We start from the raw sequence: 19,325 nt of genomic DNA, 5'->3' as shown, positions 1-19,325 counted from the left end.
ACGGCTGTCCCCCGTGGCAGTCCGCCCCCCCGCCCCGAGCCCGGCGACCGGAGCACCGCGTCATCCCGCCCGGGTCAGGCGTTCGCGAGGGCGACCAGTTCGAAGGCGGTCCTGCCGTCGAGGGACTCGCGGATGATGTCCGCATGCCCGGTGTGCCGGCCGATCTCCTCGATCAGGTGCAGCAGCATCCAGCGCATCGAGACCCGGCCGTCCTTCGGGAACCACGGCGCCGGGGGCAGGGGGAAGGTGTCGTCGAGCGACGGCACGGCGCGGACGAACTCCTCGGTCTCCTCGGCGACCGCGTCCCAGAACGCCAGCATCTGCGCCACCGTCTCGTCGCCGACCAGCACGAAGCTCTCGTGCCACGTCGACTCGTCGCGCTGCTTCTCGTTCGGCCGCTCCTGTGCCAGGCGCAGCCAGATGAGTTCGCATTCCGCCACGTGCTTGAGCAGCCCGGACAGCGAGAGCTCACTGGCGCTGGGCCGGCTGGCGGCCTGCTCCTCGGTGAGCCCGAGCAGCGTACGCCGCAGCCCGCCGCGCTGGGCCTCGATGAAGGCCAGGAGCGCGCCGCGCTCGTCGCCACGGGCCTCTGCGGGAACGTGAGTGACCATGATGTCCGCCCTCTTGATAAGCGTCGATTGACACGCGTCGATCGACACGGGTCAGTCGACGATGGATACGGGTCGTACGAGCCGAGAAGCCCTGCGCCTCCCCGCCCGCCCTACGGCCTCCACGTTACGCACGAATGAGGTCAGATTCTGTCCTCGATCCTGCTCTTTTCCTTGTCGAAGGTGAACTCGCGCAGCAACGTGGTCCACCGGCCCCCTTCCCGGCGCCACACGAAGTTGCAGAACACCGGGGCCGCCCCGCTGGACGCGGCGCACGATGACCGACCCCAGGCCGTCGTACTCACTGGTGGCCAGGAAGCTGATGTCACCGACCTGCTCGTCAACCCGGTGCCCGTGGCCCGTGCGGCCCGGAAGCGCGACATGAGCTGGGCCTTCGTCAAGTTCACCACGTGACCCGCCTCGTCACACACCTCAGGACATTTGCCAGTGACGGTTTCGGGTGTTCAACACCCTCCGGGAGGGGTAACACAGGAAGCAATGCCGTTACTGGGCTGGAGGTTCTGTATGAGCAGGAACCGTACGCGCGCTCTCCTGGCCGCGCCGCTGTTGTTGGCGCCGTTCGTCACTGGCGTGGCCGTCGCCCCCGTTGCGCAGGCGGATCCGGCCCCGGCCGCCGCGAGCACGGTCGCCGCCTGGCCGGACACCTGCGGGAATCACGTTCACGTCGTCGCGGGCACGTACTACCGCTACTGGGGCAACTGCATCAACAGCGGTGAGCGGATCAAGATCGACTACATCCTCTGGCCGGACAAAACGGTCTGTGTGCCGGGGGCCGCGGACTTCTACCTCGGTACGCAGGGCCAAGTGCGCGGAGCAACCCAGATCAGCGGCTGCTGAGAAGCGACAGGCTCAGCGGCCCGGGACGGACAGGCTCAGCCTCCCGAGACGAGCTGCGCGGGGGCCGTTGGGCCCTCGCTCCACAGGCGCGGGCCGCCGTGATCGCGCACGCGGCGCAGAAAGGACAGGACGCCCGCGCTGCCCGTGGCCCACCCCGGCCCCGAAGCGGCCAGCGTGTTGTCGGGGAACAGCGGCCTGCGCGGGGTGCCGCCGCTGCGGGCCAGGATCAGTCCCACCACGTCCTCGGCGGCGCGGTGCAGTTTGCCGTCGCCGGTGACGGCCTCGGCGTCGATGAGCAGTTCGCCGACGCCGGCCAGCCCGCAGCACTGGGACACCGGGCTCATCCGGGGCGCGAGGTCGCGGCACGCCCAGGCACACCGCACTCCCAGGTCCGTCAGGCGGCGGTCCCCCTCGTGCGCGCCCGTCTCGATCAGCAGGGTTCCGACCCCGGCGAGTCCACGGCACCACGATCCGTAGCGCCGGTGGGCCTCGGGGCGGGCTGCCAGCGCCAACAGGCGCGGGGTGTGCACGGCGAGTTCGTCCAGTCCCGAGCGTGCGGCCGCGCCGGCGGCCGGGTCACCGGTGAAGCGGTGGTAGGCGTGCAGGAAGTGGATGACGCCCGCCCGGCCGTGGGCGAAGCCGAACGGGAACGCCGCTTCGGACGCCGCCGCAGAAGCTTGCGGCTCCGGCCGCTCCCGCCCGGCTTCCATGGCCAGCAGAGTGTGGACACACTCTCCCGCAGCCGCCAATCGCGCGTCGGCCTCGTCGTGCCGCCCGACCGCGTCCGCGCGCCGGGCCAGCGCCAACAGCCCGGTCCCGGCACCCGCCGCACCGCCGATCTGGTCACCGGTGTCGTCGTAGGGCCGCAGGCTGGGCGGGGGGACGAACTCGTCCGCCAAGCCCACTGGTTCAGCGGCGGCGTCGAGGAAGAGGTCGACGCCGGTACGGCCGGTGTACAGCCCGGCGGTCAGCGTCGGCAGGACGATGTCACGGGCCGTGCGACGGGCGAGGCCGGCCACGGTCTGGGTGACGCCCGGCTGTTCGCGGTGGTGCAGCAGTTCCAGGCCCACCCCGGCCGCACCGTCGTACAGGCTCAGCCCGAAGTGCTGTTGCCCGTGCCGGGACCGCGATCCCGCGGGCAGTTCACCGGCGGCGGTCACGCAGGACGCGACCGTGTGCGCGATCAGGTCGTCCAGCAGGCCGCGGGTGACCCTCCGCGGTGTCGGGAGCCGACGCCCGGTGGCCACCGGTGCCGCCTGTCCGCGCCACCGCCGTGCGCAGGAGGCACGCCGTACAGGATCGGGGTCCAGAAGCCCGGCGACGAGTTCGCGCACCGACTGGTGCGGCCCGCCCGGGAGCACGGCAGCCAGACAAGCGAGGGTGCGGTCCCGGTTGACGGCCTCGTCGCGGTCGACGACCACCGGGTCCATGCCGGTCAGCGCGAAGTGCAGGGTCGCGCCGAGCGCGTACAGGTCGTCGGCCGGCCCGGGCGGCTCGCCCGCGCGGTACACCGGCATCGAGTAGCCCGGCGTCGCACCGGCGGGACGGTCACCGTGGAGTGCGCTGACGCCGAAGTCCACCAGGTACGCGGTGTCGTCCTCGCCGAGCACCACGTTGGACGGCTTGAGGTCGCCCACCACGATGTCGCGGGCGTGCACCGCGTCGAGCACGGCCAGCAAACGGCGTGTCAGCGTGCCGATTTCACGCTTGTTCGCGCTCGCGGCGACTGCGTCGGTGGCGGTGGGCACGCCGGTGGCCGCGGGCGCGGGTTCAGCGGCGGGCGGCGCGTACGGACCATGGCCGAGTACGTCGCGGCGGAGGTCACGGGGGCCGCAGTCGGTGGTGATCAGGTACTCGTCGTCGCCGTGCCGCAGGTGGTCGCGAACCCGCGGGACGCCTTCGACGCCCGCGAGGGCTCGCAGAACGGCGTGCTCGTGCCGCAGGCGGCCACGGGCGTCGACACCGTCGGGGCCCTCACCGACGTACGCCCTGGCCTGTTTGACGATCACGCGCTCGCCGGAGGCGGTGTCCACGGCGCGGTAGACGTCGCCGTGGGAAGAACGGGAGATGCCCGTGGTGAGCCGGTAGCGCCCGCCGATCAGGGGGGCAGGAGGGCCCGGGGCCGACGTGGCAGGCCGGAACGGGTCGGCGGCCCACGGGGGTTGGCGGTATCGCGTGCCCGCGCGCCCACGGAAGCGCACCCCGTCGGGGCCGGTCATGACGAGCGCGGCATCGTCGGTGCCGGTAGCCCGGAAGGGGCCGTAGCGGTAGTAGACGGGGGCGTCGGAGCGAATTTGCCGGTCGCTGAGCACCCGGGGGCCCGGTCGGCCTGACAGGAGGTCCGCGAGTTCACCGCCCAGCGCCGTCACATCCTCCGGTCGCGGATAGACGGTGACCGCCTTCCCGACGAGAGCGGGATCGAGCGATCCACTGTTCATCAGGCCCAACACCGCCGCGTCGCGGGCGAATTTGGCGTGGCAGACATAGCGGAGCAGCACCGGGACGACCAGATCCGCGACCTGTGAAAGGTCCTCCGGGCGGGCGGATACGTGCAGTTTCCAACCATGGTCGGGGAGCTCACGTGCCTCACGGCGCGGAGCGAACACACAGAGCCACTGATCGTCGGCGACGAGACGCCGTTCGCAGCCGGTGAGCAGGTTCCTGAGTTGCTCGTCGAGGCCGCGTTCCGGGCCCGGCCCACCGGACCGGGGCGGCGATGGAGTCTCTCGCCCGCGGGACGCACGGGAAGCGCTGGACATGTGGGACGCGCGGGACACATGGGCGCCCGTGCGGTGCGCGCCGCTGGCGGCCGTCCCGGACCCCTCCTCACCGGCCGAGGCCGGTCCGGCCGCCACTCGCGGTCCTTGCCTAGTCGCAGGCGAAGCGGGTCGTCGCCGTCACCCAGGGGTCTGCCAGGCACGCCTCCATACCGCGACTGGGGTCTGCCTGCTCCTCGAACGGGATCTCTTCTTCCTCCACGGCCGCATCGAGTGGGCCGGCGTCGCGGATCTCCAGTGCCAGGGGGCTCATGGCGGTCCTTTCTGTGCGCGGAAGGGGAAGGTTCGGCGGAGATATTGTCAAGCTCATGCCAGTTTCACCGAAGTCGAACTCCTCGGCAAGATAGGGGACTTGAGGTTTCGGAACCGGCCGACAAGACCTGTGCGGAGTCGGGTCGGCCGGGGCGCGGTCAGAACCAGTGCAGGCAGTGCGGGGAGCGCTCGGCGCGGAAGAGGGCATCGGCTAGGGTGGCCGCGCCCGGGCGGTGGGCCTTGATGTGTCCGGCGCGTACGAGCCTGCTCGGGGCGGTGCCGCCGAGGTAGATCGAGCCGAGGTCGCTCACGTTCAGGGACAGGTCGGGCTCCCGGTCCGTCGGGACGCAGTCGGCCTTGCTGTCCCGGACGGTCAGCAGGTAGCGGCCGTGCTCGCCGAGGAACGGGTCGTCGACGTCGAGGACGAGCTCGCCGTCCGTGGACCAGCCGCGCGCGGTCAGCGCGCGCGGGACGTCCAGCAGACGCACCCAGAGCCAGTCGGTGTCGCCGCTCACCTCGCCGGCCCGGAAGTCCTCGAACTGCCAACGCAGCGGGTGCCCGGGCGGGACGTGCTTGAACACGACCCGAGAGACCAGGTCGTGTCGGAGTACGAACCGGGCCAGGGCCGTGAAGACGGCGTCATCGGTGGCGATGGTCTCGTCGACCGTCAAGGTCTCCGACTCGCCGATCACGTAGCTGGCGTACCCGTCCGGGACGCCGTCGGCGTCACGGTGGACGGCGACGTAGCGTTGCGCCGGAGAGATGGGGGGCTGCCCCGCGCCCAGGGCCCACCAGCGGTGCGGCCGGGACAGCGCGCCGGGCTGTGCGCGGCGGTACCGGTCGTAGACCTCCTCCAGGATCTCGCCGCACTGGGCACGTCGCAGCACTTCGACCGAGCCGTTGTCCGGGCCATTGTCCGAGCCTGTGGCCGAGCCGTTCTCCGAACCGTTCTCCGAACCGGCCGACGACGCGCCTGCCTCGCCGCGTGCCCGGGGCGGAGCGAAGGCCGCCCGGTGACGCGGAACCGTCAGGCGCTGCGTATAGGTCGCCGGCCCGTACCCGAACCTGCGGTAGATCAGCGCCTCGGACGCCAGCAGTACGGAAAGGAACTCCCCTCGGGCCCGCAGCTCGGTCAGCTGATGCCGCATCATCGCGCGCAGCACGCCCTGACGCCGGTGCGAGGGCAGAACACCGACGGCGGTCACTCCGGCGGCCGGGACGAGGATCTCGCCCGGCAGGGTGAGCTCGAAGGAGTACGCAGCGGTCGTGCCGACGGGACGCCCGTCCGCCGTCATCGCGAACAGGCCGCGGTCCATTTCGAGCGCCGACCACCACACCCCGCTGCCCTCGGCCGGGGTCTCCGGGAAGCGCCCGAACGCGGCATGGAGGGTGTCGACGAAGACATCCTTGTCCTGGTCGGTCGTGGAACGGATCTCCATGGCTGCCGCTGCCTCCCCGCGATACCGGCACCACCACGCGTGGTACCCCGCCACAGTGCAGCGTTGCCCCAACAGCCAGGTCAAGCGAATTACGACCGGGCCCGGGGGCACGCTGAACCACCCACCGACTGTCGTGTTCAAGAACGGTGACACCGCCGGGGCAACGGCCGCTTCGGCCGGACTCTCCTACGTTCCGAAGAGCCCGGCCGGGCTCGGTCAGGAACCTGACCAACCTGAGCTCGGCTCAGTGAACGGTCACGTTGAACACCGGCGAGGCGGTGCTCCCACTCACGATGCGCAGGTCGTTCTTGCCCTTCAGGCCCAGCTTGACGCCCAGCGAGTAGGTGCCCTTGGAGCTGAGCGGGGTCACGGCGGGCAGGCTGACCCACTTGGCGCCCTGCTTCTGCTGCAGGACCATCTTGCTGCCCGCCTTCAGACCGGTCGCGGTGCCGGTGACCCGGAACAGCTGCCACGCCTTCACCGAGGTCACCGACGGCTTGGCGGTGATACCGGCCTTGGCGGCGGTCGTCTGCGCGGCGGAGACTCCGGTCGCCGCAGGGGTGGCGGCCGAGGCGACGGTTCCCGCGAGAACGACGGACGCCGCGCTGATGACGCCCACGGCGGCGATACGCAGGGAGTGCCGCTTGGTGATGGCCATGAAGATCCCTCTCAGTCGAAAAGCCCCAGATCTCACGCTTCAGCGAGTTGGTGCTATTTGATCGCTTCTTACTTGAAAAGATGTTCCTCGCCCCGAAGGCGTTGCCCTGCCTTTGTCACCGTCGTGCAACAGCGACCCACGGCCCCCAACGTCCGGTACGGGACAAGTACTTGACATACCGTCAACGCAACGCGGCAGCCCGACCGCAATCCGCGGCGGGAAAACCCGTGGCGCTCCGCCCAGCCGGCGTGCGAACCTGCCCGCCGAAGGTTCCTGGTCCCCTTCCCATCACTGAGGAGCGAGCATGCGGCAGACGTTGATGTCCCCCACCTACGGAACGGTCATCAACGTGAAGGACATGACGCTCTGTGCACAGCACACCACGCACACTGAACCTGGGAATCCTGGCGCACGTCGACGCCGGTAAGACGAGCCTGACGGAGCGGCTGCTCCACGCGGGCGGGGTCATCGACGCGGTCGGCAGTGTCGACGCGGGCAGTACCCGCACCGACAGCCTGGAGCTGGAGCGCCGCCGCGGCATCACCATCCGCTCGGCCGTCGTCAACTTCCGTCTGGGCGAAGGCGATGCGGCGCGCTCGGTGAATCTGGTCGACACTCCCGGGCACCCCGACTTCATCGCCGAGGTCGAGCGCGCGCTCGGCGTCCTGGACGGGGCCGTGCTCGTCGTCTCGGCCGTGGAGGGCGTACAGCCGCAGACCCGCGTGCTGATGCGGACCCTGAAGCGGCTCGGCGTGCCCACGCTGGTCTTCGTCAACAAGGCCGACCGGCGCGGCGCGGACGACGCGCGCGTCCTGGGCGAGATCGCACGCCGCCTGGACGTGCCGGTCGTGCCGATGGCGCGCGTCGTCGAGGGCCTCGGTACGCGGTCGGCCCGGGCCGTCCCGTACACGGGTGCCGACCCGGACTTCACCCGCCGCCTGCTCGACGTGCTCAGCGCGCACGACGACGCGCTGCTCAGCGCGTACGTCACCGACCCGCAGGCCATCACGTACGGGCGTCTGCGCGCCGCGCTGGCCGCGCGGACCCGTGGCGGGCAGGTGCACCCCGTCTACGTCGGCTCCGCGATCACCGGCGCGGGCGTGGGCGCCCTGCTGGAGGGGATCCGGCAGCTGCTGCCGCCCGCCGAGGGCGACCCCGAAGGGCCGCTGTCCGGGCGGGTGTTCAAGGTCGAGCGCGGCGAGAGAGGCGAGAAGCTCGCCTACGTCCGGGTGTTCTCCGGCACGCTGCGGGCTCGCGAGCACGTCCCGGTCGGGGGTATACCGGCGCGGGTCACCGATCTGGCCGTCTTCGAGCCGGGCGTGCTGGAGCGCCGGGCTGCGGCACGGGCCGGGGAGATCGCGGTGGTGCGCGGCCTGACGACGGTCCGGATCGGGGATGTGCTCGGCCGAGTGCCCGAGGGGCGCCCGTTCGGCGACGTCTTCGCGCACCCGTCGCTGGAGACGGTGGTGGTACCGGCCGATCCGGACGACCGGGGCTCCCTGCACCAGGCGCTGACCCGCCTCGCCGAGCAGGATCCGCTGATCGGCCTGCGGCGTGAGCCCGGCGGCGAGCGCCTGTCGGTCTCGCTCTACGGGGAGGTGCAGAAGGAGGTCCTGGCAAGCACCCTCGACGAGGAGTTCGGCATCGCGGTCGGCTTCGAGGAGACGACCCCCATCTGTGTCGAGCGCGTGCGCGGAACGGGCGCGGCGCACGAGATCCTCGACGCGGCGGGCAACCCGTTCTTCGCCACGGTGGGTCTGCGGGTGGGCCCCGCCCCGGCCGGGAGCGGCGTGCGTTTCGGCCTGGAGGTGGAACTCGGCTCGCTGCCCCTCGGGTTCGTACGCGCGGTCGAGGAGGCGGTGCACGCCACCTTGCGGCAGGGGCTCTCGGGGTGGCGGGTGCCGGACTGCACGGTGGCGATGACCCACTCGGGTTTCTGCAGCATCCGCAGCACGGCCGGCGACTTCCGCGCGTTGACCCCGCTGGTGCTGATGGCCGCGCTGCGACGGGCGCGGACGGTGGTGCACGAGCCGATGCACCGATTCCGTCTGGAGTGCCCACAGGAGGCGTACGCGACGGTCGCCCTCGCCCTGTCCCGCCATCGGGCCGTCCCTGGCTCGCCCCGGGCGCAGGGCGAGTCATACGTCATCGAGGGCCATCTGCCCGCCGACCGGGTCCACTTCCTGGAGCGGGAGCTGCCCGGTTTCACGGGCGGCGAGGGCGTCCTGGAGACCGCCTTCGACCACTACCGCCCGGCCGCCGCGCCGCGCGTACGGGAGCGGACCGACCACAACCCGCTGCGGCGCGAGGAGTATCTGCTCCATGTGCAGCGGCGGGTGTAGGACTGGACTCCCGGATGGTGTGGGCGGCCCGTGTCACCGGGCGGCCCGCACCATCGGTCACAGCGGGCGGCTCACGAAGTCCTCGCGTCGGGGCTCAGCGTTCCGTCAGGAGACCGTCGTCGGGGTGTCCCGCAGGGCGACGTTGGCGTGGCTCTCCTGGAAGCTCTGGTCCGAGACGAGCGTCAGGCGGGCAGTGGACTGGAACTCGGGCAGGGTGGTGGAGCCGCAGGAGACCATCGTGGTCTTGAGTTTGGCGATGGTCAGGGCGAGCCCTTCGTTGAGGTCGCCCGCGTAAGGAACGTAACCGTCGACGCCTTCCTCGAAGAGCAGCCCCTGGCCACCCTGGCCGTAGCGCTGCCAGTTGCGGGCCCGGTTCGAGCCCTCGCCCCAGTACTCCTTCACGAAGCCGTCACGGGTGGGCAGCTTCGCGCCCGCCGCCTGGTCGAAACGGGCGAAGTAACGCCCCATCATGACGAAGTCGGCTCCCATCGCCAGCGCCAGGGCCACGTGGTAGTCGTGCACGAGACCGCCGTCGGAGCAGATCGGCACGTACTCACCGGTGCGCTCGCGGAACGCGTCCCGGGCCGCCGCGACGTCCAGCACAGCGCTGGCCTGGCCCCGGCCGATGCCCTTCTGGTCCCGGGTGATGCAGATGGAACCGCCGCCCACCCCGACCTTGACGAAGTCCGCTCCCGCCTCTGCGAGGAAGGTGAACGCCTCGCCGTCGACCACGTTGCCGCCGCCGACCGGGATCTCCGGATAGTGCTTCTTCACCCAGGACAGCGCCTGCGCCTGCCAGTCGCTGTAGCCGTCGGAGGAGTCGAAGCACAGCGCGTCCGCGCCCGCCTCCAGCAGGGCCGGGACGCGCTCCTGATAGTCGTGGGTGTTGATGCCCGCGCCGACCCGCAGACGCTTGGCGGCGTCGACGAGCTGGTTGGGGAAACGCTTGTTGTCCGCGTAGTCGGAACGGAAGACCAGGTGCTGCAGGTGCCCCTCGGTGTCCAGTACGGGAAGGCAGTCGAGCCGTTCGTCCCACAGCCGCGCGTTGGCCTCGGAGAGCGTGATGTCGGGCCCGGCATGGGCCAGGTCGGCGACAGCGGTCATCCGGCCGCTGACCGGTCCGTCCAGATCATGACGCTGGGGGTGGAAGTCCCGGGAGGTGACCAGGCCGAGCAGACGGCCGGTGGCGGTCCCGTCATGGGTGACGGCGGCGGTGCTGTGACCGGTGCGGCGCATGACGTCGACCAGGAGGCCCAGGCTGTCGTCGGGGCGGACGTTGGTGTCGCTGGTGACGAACCCGGCCTTGAAGTTCTTCACCTGGCGGACCGCCGCAGCCTGGTCCTGGATCGGCTGGTTGTGGTGCAGGAAGCTGAAACCACCGTTCCGCGCGAGCGCGATCGCGAGATCGGGGGTGCTGACGGCCTGCATGATCGCGGACGTGAACGGGGACTGCAGCTCGATCGCCGACGCCTCACCCGCGATGTGCCGCACCAGGGGCGTGCGCAGGTCGACCGTGGCAGCCGAGCAGTCGGTCCGCGTCCGATTCGGCAAGAGCAGAAACTCGTTGAACGTCCGTGAGACCTCGGCGATGATCTGTGCCACTCGTTCCTCCTGACCCGTCGGCCGGGGCCCGTCTGCCCGGCCGTGAGTACCGCCCCCGTATCCCGGGGCCCGGGCAGGCAGAGTCCGGCGCGGCAGCCGTGGAGTGCCACCAACTGCGGCAGAGCCCTGACCAGCCCGTTGATCGAACGGGGTGCGGTCGTGACCCGGAACCTTATCGATCAACCCGGCCGCTGCACCAATCGTGACCGTCACCGAGCCGACCACGTCGGAGGCGGGGTCTACGGCAGGAATCCCTCCGGCAGGTCGTCGTGCGGGTCGAGGACGAAACGGTGCACGCCGGTCCGGTACGCGGTACCGGTGATTTCGGTGATTGTTCCGTCGGCGGCGCCGGACACCGTCCGGCCGGTGAAGACCGTGCCCGCGATCGACTCGTGGCGCAGGGTCCGGCCGGGTGGGAGGTGGCCGTCCTCGGCGAGCAGGGCGAGCCGGGCGGAGGTGCCCGAGCCGCACGGGGAACGGTCGAACTGGCCGTCGGCGAAGACCGTGACGTTGCGCTGCGCCGGGCCGTCGCCGGTGTGAGGGAGGTCTTCGTGGAGGATGACGCCGTAGACGCCGGACAGCAGCGGGTTGTCCGGATGCCGGCTCCCCGGATGACCGGCGAGCGCGGAGCGGATCTCCCGTCCCGCCGCGACGAGTTGGGTCAGCTCGGCGCGGTCCACGGCGAGCCCGAGCCGGGCCGCCGGCACGGAGGCGTAACACGCCCCGGCGTAGGCGAGATCGACGTCGACGGGACCGAGCGCGGTGACGACGCGGACGGCTCGGGCGGTGACGCGGGCGGGTACGTTGCGGAAGGTGACCGCCGTCGTACGGCCGCCCTCGCGGTGCACGGTGGCGGTGACGCGCCCGGACGGGACGTCGATACGGACCTGGGCGGCGCCGTCCTCGGGCGCGGCCACCACACCCTCCTCCACGGCCCAGGCACCCAGGGCCATGGTGCCGTGGCCGCACGCGGTGGAGTAACCGTCCTTGTGCCAGAACAGGACGCCGAAGTGGGCGCCTTCGTCGTCGGGCGGGACCACGAAACCGCCGTACATACCGGCGTGGCCGCGCGGCTCACGTACCAGCATCCGACGGACGTCGTCGAGGGGGCCCCGGCGGGGCGCGGTGGGGGCGCCTCCCGCACCGAGGGCGTTGGCGAAGCGCTCGGCGACGGTGTCGCCGGGGATCGGGGGAAGCCCCTCGTGGACGATGCGGAAGGGCTCACCGGCGGTGTGGTAGTCGACCGTACGGACTTCGGTCACAGCGGCAACCTCGCAGGAAGGAAGGGGCATGTGAACTCACCTTATGGCGCAGTAATATGTCACATTCCAACGGAGTGCCCAGGGCACGGCCGCAGCTGCTGTGATCCTCCGGCGCGGCCGTCTGCGTCCTGCTCGCGGCGTGAGTGCTGGAGGTCGGTCCGCCGGAAGGCGGCTCAGGTCCTCAGGTAGGAGGCCCCGTTGACGTCCAGGACGGCGCCCGAGCTCCAGACGGCCGCAGGGGAGGCCAAGTAGAGGACGGCGGCGGCGATTTCACTCGGGTCGGCGACGCGACCGAAGGGGCTCTGGGCCCGGATGCCTTCCCCTTCGGGTCCCTCCAGGCGGTCCGCGACCCGCTCGGTCGCGACGAAGCCGGGGGCGACGGACGCCACGGCGATGCCGTGAGGGGCGAGGGAGACCGCTAGGGACTGGCCGAGGGCGTGCAGGGCGGCCTTGCTGGCACCGTACGCGGGGTGGTCGGGCTCGCCCCGGAAGGCGCCGCGCGAGCCGATATTGACGATCCGCCCCTCGCGGCCCGCGTCGATCATGCGGCTTGCCACCCGGTGACTGAGGTGGGCGGGGCCCAGGAGGTTGACGTCGACGGTCTGCCGCCAGGCCTGCTGCCACTGCTCGTACGAGGTCTGCGCGAGGGGGTGAGCCACCATCATGGCGGCGTTGTTGACCAGGACGTCCACCCCGCCGAGCGCCTCCTCGGCACGGCCCGCCAGTTCCTCGACGGCATCCGGGTCCGCGAGGTCCGCGGCGATCAGCACGTGCCCCTCCCCCTCCAGCGCGGCGAGGGTCTCCTCGGCGTCAGGCCCGGGGGTGGAGCAGTGGACGGCGACCCGGTCGCCGCTGCGGGCGAAGGCGGCGGCCACGGCCCGCCCGATGCCCCGGGAGGCTCCGGTGACGAGTACACCCCGGCCGGTGCTGCCCAGCTCCGTCACGGTCCGGTCCATCACGAGGCCCCTCTCGTTGGTGTCGGCGGCGTCCCTGCCGTCCGTGCCGTCGCCGCGAGCGTACGGGTCATGATCACGATTAGTGAAGTCCGCGTCCGGATACCACGGTCCGGATGATCAGCCGGAGCCCGAGCCCTCCCCCGCCGCCTTCTTGGCCGCCTCCTTCCTCATCGTCGCCACACGGTTGCTGAACGTGGAGGGCTTTATCTTCAGATGAGCCCCCACGGACGTCCAGGAGACCCCGCGGTTGTCGATCAGATCGAGGAGCAGGTTCTTGAAGGCCGGTGAGTAGCTGGGAGACCAGGTCTCTCCCGCCCCAAGATTCGTCCATGTACGGAAGAGCTCGCCCTCTTTTTCGGCCGCCAGCGCCCTCTCGAGCTCCTTCTCTTCAGCCGCGTTGATACTCCGGGACTGTTTCCTGGGCTGCTCCGAACCACCGAGACTCTTCAACTTGTTGCCCAACGCCACCGGCTTGATGTCGAAGAACGCGGCGATCCGCGCCTTGCTGGTGAGCTTCTTCTCCGATGCGTCGTCCGTCAGTTCATAGATCTTGTTCAGCAACGCCGCAGGGAACTCTTCGCGGTACGACTTCCCCTTCTGGTGCGCCAGTCGCTCCTTCTCCAGGTCCTCGGGTATCAGCGGCCGCAGTTGCGCGATGGCCTTCTCGAAGTCGACCTGCTCCCGCTTGCGTTTCGCCTCACCGAGTTTGACGACGGGCCCCTGGCGGGCGTGCGTGTCGAGGTTGATCCGGCGGGTACCGGTCACCAGATCGGCCATCGCCTGCGCGTTGGCGTGGCCGTCCTCCTCCACCTCGCTGTCCGACGGGGTGTCCACCATTCCCTGGAGGCCCCGGTGGGCCGGATACCTGCGCATGGTCTCCTTCGCGTCGACCTCGCTCTCCTCCCCGCTGCTGACCTCGGCCGGCCTGCCCTGCGACGCCACCTCCTCCAGCGTCAGCCGCTGCTCCCAGCCGCCGTGCGCGAGCCGGACGGCCGGATGAATGTGGTCGCCCTCGTCGGGCAGGACCTTGCGCGGCGCGGAGACGTACGAGGGCTCCATGTCCGTCATCTCCTCACGGAACCAGTCCACGTCGACGGTCCCACCGAAATTCTGGAACACGGTACCGAGCGAACCCTTGAAGAAGTGGTTTCCGTTCTCGTTGTAACGGAGGTCGATTCCCACGTTCTCCCGGAAGTACTTCAGAAGGGCGAGACATGCCTTGCACGGCCGTTTCCGGCCGCGGATCAGTACGGGGTCGTGCGGCGTATCCCGGGTGATGTCCGCATTGTTGATCATCATGAGGAGCTTCTGCTCCGCGTGAAGGATGTCCTTTTTGTTGCTGCCGTTGTACAGGAGATACGCGTAGCCGGTGAACTCGTTCTCCTCCTTGGAGAGCAGCTGCGCCAGATAGGCCCGGTGTGCGGGGTCCTCGGCCGCCTCGTTGGAGATGTCGACCTTCCGCAGGAACTTCACGTTTCGCAGGGCTTGCGTGGTGCGGTTGTCCCTCTTGTATGCACCGGCCTCCCCCGGCGCCAGGTCGTCCACGTCCATTTCCGTGCCCAGGGACACCGGCGGCATCGCTTCGATGCGCGGGCGCGCGATCAGTCCCTCGCCGAGCTTCAGCCGTGCCTGACGGTCCCGCTGCTCCTGGTCGTCCTTGTACGTGGGCGCCGGTGGCGCATCCGTGTGCGCGTCCTTGTCGGTCTTGCGGCGCTTGCCGCCCTGACGCCCGCTCCCCGCGGCCGCGCGCTTGCCCGACCCCGCGGCGGTGCCCTCCTGTTCCTCCTGCCCCTCGTCCTCGACCACGGCCCCGGGGTGGTCCCGGACCATGGACCGACGCAGACTGTCGCCCGTGGGCTCCGTCACCTCCGCGTCCTCACCAGAGGCGTCGCGGGCGCTGTCGTCCAGAAGGAAGTCATAGAGCTGGTGCACGGTCTGGTTCATGTTGGTGGCGAACGCCAAGTGGCCGTTGCAGAGCATCGCCTGGAATTCGTCGTCCTTCGACGCCGGCGCCTTCTTCTTCTCGCCCTTGCCCTGCGCCGCCTGGCTCTCCTGCGTCACCGCCTTCGCCGCCAGTTGCTGCTGCTTCTCCAGGTGGGCCACGATCGCGGCCCCCTGACGGCCGACGTGCCGCAGGCTCTGCTCGTCCGTCTGGTGCTTGTACGAACGCTCGTAATGGATCAGTACGTCGGGGGTGGGCCGGCCTCCCCGCGGGTTCGGCTGCCGACAGGTGCACTGCTTGGCCAGGCGGGCGATCTCGTTGGTGACCGTCTTCCAGCTGGGCTCCCTGGCCTTCCCGGCACCGCTCGCCTTGGCCTTGCCCTTGTCCTTCACGTCCTTGGTGCTGCTCGAGGCGCCGCCTTTGCCGGCCATCCGCTGGAGGGTGAGGGCCTTCGTGGCCCCGCTCACCGTCCGGGGCGAGGCGCGGCGCGCCGAGCGGGCGACCACACCGGGCGCGGCGCCCTGGCGCCGATGCTCGGCGCCGTGGCCTCCCGCGCCCGTCTGCGCTTCCCGCTCGCCGCCGTCCGCGTGGCCCGGCTTGACGCCATCCGCGTGGCTCGGCTTGACGCTTCGCTGCGCGGTGACGGAGGAGGCCCGTCCGAACCCGGCGGCGAAGTCGGCTCCGTCGCTCGTCGCCTCCCGTTCGGAGCCCTGTCCGGGGTCGGTGATGGTCACCCCGGCGCCGTTGCTGTTGCCCGTCTCGCGGTCGCCCAGGAGGTTGTGGTTCACATGGCTGAGCTCGTGGCCGAGGATGTCCATCCGGCCCGCGACCTTGGGCGGAAGGAAGATGTGATGTCCCACGGTCATCGCCTCGGCGCCCAGCGCGGCGGTGGCGCGCTGGGCCACCGGGTCGTCGTGGACCCGTGTGGGAGACAGGTCGTTCTGGTAGAACGCCTCCGCGTTCTTGAGCACCGGCTCGGACAGCGGGCGGCTCGGTGAGGCGAGGGCGGCATCGAGCAGAGCTCGCTGACCGGCGGGGCTGGTGTCCTCCATCCCGGGCTTTCCGGAGGGACTTGTTCCGTTCACCCCGTCGTGACCGCAGCCACCGCCGTGGACGTGCTGCTCCTGGTCGTGACCCCAGCCATCGTCATGGACGCGCCGCTCCTGCCGGACGCGGCGCGCGACGACTCGATTGCCCACCAGACCTTGCAGCGTCGCGAGCTGCGCGGGGCCGAGCGGTCCGCCTACTGCGCCCGGGGGCGTCGTCGGCACCCGCCGCGCACTCCGTCCGTCGCTCCCGGCCTTCTGGCCGGCGCCTTCGTCATGTGCCCGCATCGCCTGTCCCTCCGGTCGGCAAGACCCTCAAGGCCCCTGTGCGACCTCGCCGCACCACCCAAGGGGCGCCTCTGCCCGGTCTCAGGACGGTCCCCGTCGTGTCGTTGTACCGGCCCGTACCCCTTGGGCGGAACGACCGTTGAGGCAGTCTTCGGGGCACAGCGGGCAGACCACACCGGGCACACCTGGGTCCCGCCGGGGCGGCTCAACGACAGGCTTCCCCGCACCCAACGGCACGCGCGTCGCCTCTACTTGCGCCCGTAGCCTACGGAATTGACGATTCCGCAACAACATGATCGCAAGTGGTCGTTTTCGGTCAGGATCGAAGCGAGCGCGCTGTGCAGGGCGGTGACCTCCACCCCTCTCCACCCCTCCACCGCCACTCCACATATGCCAGCCCCGCAGCGATCACCGAGTGACGGGCGTTTATGCGGACTTACCGTGAGTTCGCTAAAAATTCTTCTGACTTTTCGTCAAACGGGTACCGGATTCGACCGAAACTGACCGGGACCCTTTGACTCCGGATCGGCGACTCGGTGAGGGTCTTCACATGTCCGTCACATTCGGAGCCTCCGCCGTCAGCCCGACGCGCCGACGCGACTTCCGGCTGTTGCTCGCAGGAGCGGCCGCCGGACAGCTCGGCGCACAAGTCACGCTGGTGGCCCTGCCCCTGGTGGCCGTCCTCGAACTCGAGGCCTCCGCCTTCCAGGTAGGTCTGCTCACCGCCGCGGAGACCGCGGCCTTCCTGCTCATCGGGCTGCCCGCCGGGGCGCTCACCGACCGTATGCGCAAGCGTCCCCTGATGATCCGGGCGGACCTGGTGCGTGCCGTCGCCATGGCGAGCGTTCCCGCCGCCGCCCTCGCCCACGTACTGACGATGGCCCAGCTCTACGCCGTCGCGCTCGTCACCGGCGTGGCGACCGTGTTCTTCGACGTCGCCCACCAGAGCTATCTGCCGCAGATCCTCCATCGCGACCAGCTCATGGCAGGCAACGGCGCGCTGGAGACGGTACGTTCCACCGCGCAGGTGACCGGCCCCGGGCTCGGCGGCGGGCTGGTCCAGCTCGTCGGAGCCCACCTCGCCGTCCTCGTCGACGCCGTCGGCTACACCCTCTCCGCGCTGTTCCTCTGGCGCATCGAACAGCCCGAGGAAGAGCCCGAGGCCCCCGTGGTCGGCGGTTCCCTGCGCAAGGACATCGGTGAGGGCATCCGCTTCGTCACCGGCCATCCACTGCTGCGTGTCATCGCCCTCACCACCGGCCTCGCCAACCTGTGCGCGGCCGTCCTGATGGCGACACAGACCGTGTACCTCGTCCGGGTCGTCGGGCTGCGGCCGGGCGCGCTCGGGCTGGTGCTGGCCGCGTCAGCCGTCGGTGGTCTCCTGGGCGCGCTCTGCGCCGGCCGCCTCGCCGCCCGGCTGGGGCAGGCCCGGATCATCCTCCTGTCCGTCATCGCGACCGGGCCGTTCGCCGTACTGTGGCCCCTGTCCGGTCACGGCGGCCTCGGCGCGGCCGTGTTCGCCACCGGGTCGGCGGCCGTCTCGTTCGGCGCGGTCGTCTACAACATCGCCCAGGTCAGCTTCCGGCAGGGCCTCTGCCCGCCGCGGCTGCTCGGCCGGATGAACGCCACCCTGCGCTTCCTGATGTGGGGCACCCTGCCGCTCGGCGCACTCCTCGGCGGCGCCCTCGCCGAGTCGTTCGGGCCGCGCACGGCACTCGCCTGGTGTGCCGCCGGCTTCTTCGCGGTGCCGCTGCCGTTGCTGTTCTCCCCGCTGCGCCGGATGCGGGACCTGCCCGGCCCGGACGAGCCTCTCGCGAGTACTCCCGAGACGCCACGGGAGGACACCACGCCGGACGGCGACGAAGAGCCCGCGCCCGCACCCAGCCGCTGAACCACCCGTACCGCTCAGCCGGGACATCAGTGCGCGGCGGCCGCTGCCCGCCCTTTCACCCCGTACCCGTACATACCCGACAGAAGAGGACCACGTGCCCAGCATCACGAGCCAGTACCTGGCCCGCTGCCGGCGGCTGACCGCCGGCGACCGGGTCGGCCCCCTGCTGCCCGTCACCGGGGCGCAGCGCCGCTTCGTACTGGTGCGTTCGCTGGACCCGTCGGGACGCCCCGACCTGGTGCCGATGTTCTTCGCGTTCCCGTACGACACCGTCGACCCCGAGCGTCTGCGCGCAGCGGCCCGCCGGCTCGCCGCGCGGCACACCGCCCTGCGCTCACAGCCCACCGTCGTCCGCGGCACTCCCGTCCTGCAGGTCGGGGAACCGGACGTCCCCGTGAGCCGGCTGGCCCCGGCCCCCGGCGAGCAGGCCGTCGATGCGCTCCGCCGCGCGCTGGCCTCCTGGGATCCGCAAGGTCCGCCGCTGCGGCTGTTCCTCGTCCGCGACGACGACAGCAGAGACGACAGCCGAGCGGAGGACATCGTCGCCGTCGTCCTGGACCACGCCGTCTGCGACGGCCGCTCGCTGGCGCGGATCGTCGAGGAGCTCGGCGCCGCCTACGCCGAGGACCTCCAGGAGCCCCTCCCCTCGCCCGAGGAGATGAGCGCCGAACGCGCCGCCTATGAGGCGGCCGTACTCCTCCAACTCGGCGCCGAGGAAAGGGCGGACACGCCCGAGGCGGCCGCGTACTGGGCGGACCGGCTGAGCGCGGTACGCGCACACGCGCCGCTGCCTCGTCCGGAGCGCGTGCCCGAGGGCTCGCTTCCGAGCGGCGCGACCGAGGCCTTGCTGCCCTCGTACGACGGCGGCGTCCCCTTTCCCGGACTGCTCGACGCCTGCCGCTCCGCGGCCCACACGCTGTACGGCCCGGATCACGTCGTCCCGCTCGGCTATCCGTGGGGCGGCCGCCCCGCCGGTGCGCAGCCGGTGATCGGCTGCTTCCTCAACACTGTCGTCTTCCCGGCCGTCACCGGGCACGACGCCGGCCCGCACGCCACGGCCGACCTGTGGTGGGACGACCTCGACCGGGCCGACGCGCCCTTCGACGCGGTCGTGACCGCCGCGCGATCCGCCGGATCGAGCTGGAACGGCCTTTTGGACGGGCTGTTGACCGTCGACGACGACCGTCGCCGGCCGCCCCTGAACCTGGCCGGTGTCGAGGGACGGGAAGTCCACGTCGACGGCAGACCGGTCCGCGCGCCCTTCGCCGTCTCCGTCACCCAGGGGGCGGAGATCCAGCTGCGGATGGTGTGGGACCGCACGGTCCTCGACGACGACCACGCGCACCGGGCGTTCGAGGCGCTGGTGCACGCGCTGCGCCCGGCGGCGCGGCCCATGGGCTGACT

General features: G+C 71.0%; 14 protein-coding genes. 5 read left to right on the top strand and 9 right to left on the bottom strand.

Annotated features, from left to right (window positions below):
- Window positions 1-74 precede the first annotated feature (74 nt).
- Window positions 75-611, bottom strand: coding sequence for a DinB family protein (locus AB0G17_RS00595; RefSeq protein WP_361373978.1), 537 nt, complete (start codon window positions 609-611; stop codon window positions 75-77).
- 180 nt (window positions 612-791) lie between these two features.
- Between AB0G17_RS00595 and AB0G17_RS00590 the strand changes: the two genes are divergently transcribed.
- The gene (locus AB0G17_RS00590; RefSeq protein ID WP_361373976.1) at window positions 792-1,022 is read left to right on the top strand and encodes a hypothetical protein; all 231 of its coding nucleotides are present in this window, start codon (window positions 792-794) and stop codon (window positions 1,020-1,022) included.
- A gap of 111 nt (window positions 1,023-1,133) precedes the next feature.
- The gene (locus AB0G17_RS00585; RefSeq protein ID WP_361373974.1) at window positions 1,134-1,466 is read left to right on the top strand and encodes a hypothetical protein; all 333 of its coding nucleotides are present in this window, start codon (window positions 1,134-1,136) and stop codon (window positions 1,464-1,466) included.
- Window positions 1,467-1,501: 35 nt separating this feature from the next.
- Here the strand turns inward: AB0G17_RS00585 and lanL are convergent, their stop codons facing one another.
- From lanL to AB0G17_RS00565, 4 genes are all read right to left on the bottom strand, one after another.
- Window positions 1,502-4,225 (bottom strand): class IV lanthionine synthetase LanL, encoded by a 2,724-nt coding sequence (gene lanL, locus AB0G17_RS00580; protein WP_361374561.1) that lies wholly within the window; start codon window positions 4,223-4,225, stop codon window positions 1,502-1,504.
- Window positions 4,226-4,334: 109 nt separating this feature from the next.
- Window positions 4,335-4,496, bottom strand: coding sequence for an SflA family class IV lanthipeptide (locus AB0G17_RS00575; RefSeq protein ID WP_361373972.1), 162 nt, complete (start codon window positions 4,494-4,496; stop codon window positions 4,335-4,337).
- Between the two features lie 157 nt (window positions 4,497-4,653).
- Entirely contained in the window at window positions 4,654-5,934 is a 1,281-nt protein-coding gene (locus AB0G17_RS00570; protein WP_361373970.1) for a GNAT family N-acetyltransferase, read from the bottom strand.
- Between the two features lie 244 nt (window positions 5,935-6,178).
- Window positions 6,179-6,592, bottom strand: a complete 414-nt coding sequence (locus AB0G17_RS00565; RefSeq protein ID WP_361373968.1) for a hypothetical protein — start codon at window positions 6,590-6,592, stop codon at window positions 6,179-6,181.
- 368 nt (window positions 6,593-6,960) lie between these two features.
- Between AB0G17_RS00565 and AB0G17_RS00560 the strand changes: the two genes are divergently transcribed.
- Window positions 6,961-8,934: a translation factor GTPase family protein gene (locus tag AB0G17_RS00560; protein WP_361373966.1), complete on the top strand. Its 1,974-nt coding sequence runs from the start codon at window positions 6,961-6,963 to the stop codon at window positions 8,932-8,934.
- Window positions 8,935-9,039: 105 nt separating this feature from the next.
- Here the strand turns inward: AB0G17_RS00560 and AB0G17_RS00555 are convergent, their stop codons facing one another.
- The 4 genes from AB0G17_RS00555 to AB0G17_RS00540 form a co-directional block, all read right to left on the bottom strand.
- On the bottom strand, window positions 9,040-10,536 hold the full coding sequence (locus AB0G17_RS00555) for an IMP dehydrogenase (RefSeq protein ID WP_361373964.1): 1,497 nt from the start codon (window positions 10,534-10,536) through the stop codon (window positions 9,040-9,042).
- Between the two features lie 239 nt (window positions 10,537-10,775).
- A complete protein-coding gene (locus tag AB0G17_RS00550) occupies window positions 10,776-11,828 on the bottom strand; it encodes a proline racemase family protein (RefSeq protein WP_361373962.1) in 1,053 nt (350 codons plus the stop codon).
- Between the two features lie 143 nt (window positions 11,829-11,971).
- On the bottom strand, window positions 11,972-12,754 hold the full coding sequence (locus tag AB0G17_RS00545; RefSeq protein ID WP_361373960.1) for an SDR family oxidoreductase: 783 nt from the start codon (window positions 12,752-12,754) through the stop codon (window positions 11,972-11,974).
- 117 nt (window positions 12,755-12,871) lie between these two features.
- A complete protein-coding gene (locus AB0G17_RS00540) occupies window positions 12,872-15,967 on the bottom strand; it encodes a DUF4157 domain-containing protein (RefSeq protein WP_361373958.1) in 3,096 nt (1,031 codons plus the stop codon).
- Between the two features lie 613 nt (window positions 15,968-16,580).
- Between AB0G17_RS00540 and AB0G17_RS00535 the strand changes: the two genes are divergently transcribed.
- Window positions 16,581-17,921, top strand: coding sequence for an MFS transporter (locus AB0G17_RS00535; RefSeq protein ID WP_361373956.1), 1,341 nt, complete (start codon window positions 16,581-16,583; stop codon window positions 17,919-17,921).
- Window positions 17,922-18,015: 94 nt separating this feature from the next.
- A complete protein-coding gene (locus AB0G17_RS00530) occupies window positions 18,016-19,323 on the top strand; it encodes a non-ribosomal peptide synthetase (RefSeq protein WP_361373954.1) in 1,308 nt (435 codons plus the stop codon).
- Window positions 19,324-19,325 lie beyond the last annotated feature (2 nt).

This window comes from Streptomyces sp. NPDC023838 (assembly GCF_040639555.1).
In the GTDB taxonomy this organism is placed as follows: domain Bacteria; phylum Actinomycetota; class Actinomycetes; order Streptomycetales; family Streptomycetaceae; genus Streptomyces.
The sequence above is the reverse complement of the archived record's forward strand: the minus strand, read 5'-3'. Positions and strand labels throughout refer to the sequence as shown.